Annotated in this window: 2 protein-coding genes; one reads left to right on the top strand and one right to left on the bottom strand. The window is 64.6% G+C overall.

Going from position 1 to position 1,534, the window contains the following annotated elements; translation table 11 throughout:
- The first annotated feature begins 187 nt into the window (after positions 1-187).
- Positions 188-1,117, top strand: coding sequence for a FadR/GntR family transcriptional regulator (locus H0W38_RS11690; RefSeq protein ID WP_292454136.1), 930 nt, complete (start codon positions 188-190; stop codon positions 1,115-1,117).
- A 153-nt stretch (positions 1,118-1,270) separates the two neighbouring features.
- Here the strand turns inward: H0W38_RS11690 and H0W38_RS11685 are convergent.
- A partial coding sequence (locus H0W38_RS11685) for an MFS transporter (RefSeq protein WP_367161962.1) occupies positions 1,271-1,534 on the bottom strand: 264 nt, incomplete at its 5' end.

The raw sequence follows: 1,534 nt of genomic DNA, 5'->3' as shown, positions 1-1,534 counted from the left end.
GTCTCCGGTTACGGTTTCGGGAAGCGCCGTCGGCGCGGCGTGATTTCGGGTACAGGGCGACGGTACGAATACCGATGCGTCGAACAGATGCGTTGACGTTTGATGCTATTTATACGTATAAATAGCAAGAAGGCTCACCGGACAAACCCTAGACGACGTTTCATCGAACGCTTGCAACGATCCACTAATGCCAATCAGCCCTGCCGTCCGGTCGAAGATCAAACCACTCAAGCGCTCCGATCTGGTGGCCGAAGAGATCAAGCGACTCATCACCGAAAAAGACCTCAGCCCGGGCGACCGTCTGCCGCGCGAGAGCGAGTTGCAGGCCCGGTTCGGCGTCAGCAAGGGCACGATCCGCGAAGCCCTGAAGTCGCTCGAAGTGCAAGGCCTGGTGAAGATCTCCACCGGGCCGAGCGGCGGCGGCACGATCGTCGAGGTGCCGCTCGATCGCACGCTGCAGTTCCTGCAGAACTACCTGTTCTTCAAGGAAGTGACGATCGACGACATCTACGCCGTGCGCCAGCGGCTCGAGCCCGAACTGGCCGCCGGCGCGGTGCCGCACCTGACGGAGGCGGACTTCGACGCGCTGGAACACAGCATCGCCTGCTGCGACCCGACGTCCAGCCAGGAGAACCTGCTGCAGCAGCGGCGCGAGGACGTGAACTTCCACGACATCCTGGCGGCCGCCAATCCGAATCCGTTCCTGCGCTTCGTCTCCGAGTTGATCAACGAGATGATTCGCCAGCTGATCGTGTTCGGCAATCAGACTCCGGCCGCGGAACACCGCCGCTTCGGAGCGGCCAATGCGGAGTTCCATCGCAACATCGTCCTGGCCGCACGCGCGCGCGACGTGGAAAAGACACGCGCGCTGATGACACAGCACATGGCGGATGCGGCGCGCAGCGTCAAACGCATCAAGGGACGCATACAGGGGCGCTTGATCCTGGATGCCGACAGCCTGCGGTCGCAGCGGCCGATGGCGCCAGTGATGCGCCTCTCTCAGGAGCCGCCCCCCGCCACTGCCGCCAAGATTCCCCGCGCCACCGGGCAAACGAGCGGCACGGCGGTCAAGCCCTCAGAAAAGGCAGCAACCACGACAGCCCGCAGGGCGCGATAGCGTCAGCCTAGCGAGGCAAGGGCAACCAACTACAAACCGGCGCGTTGCAGCGGCAGGAACGCCAGCCGGCAAGGGCCAGCGCCAGCGCCAGCGCCAGGGCCAGGGCGGTGGCGATACAACGAGTGGTCGCGGGTGTCTCCTGCTGAAGGGAAGTCAGGGCGCGGGGTTTAGGCGAGGATGGGTCTCCTCGCCCCAGCGGTAGAGGACAGCACCGGAGACCAGCATCGCGACGGCGACGAACCAGAAGGCGCTTTCGAGTCGGCCGCCCAGTGCGGCTGCAGCACCCAGGCCCAGGGCGCCAATGCCGTAGCCCAGGTCACGCCAGAACCTGTAGATCCCGATGGCCGAGGCGCGCCAGTTCGGGTGCGCGATGTCGGCGACTGCTGCACTCAGGTTTGGATAAAGCATCGCCATGCC

It is taken from the genome of Methylibium sp. (assembly GCF_013817365.1).
Classification (GTDB): Bacteria; Pseudomonadota; Gammaproteobacteria; order Burkholderiales; family Burkholderiaceae_C; genus Methylibium.
The sequence above is the reverse complement of the archived record's forward strand: the minus strand, read 5'-3'. Positions and strand labels throughout refer to the sequence as shown.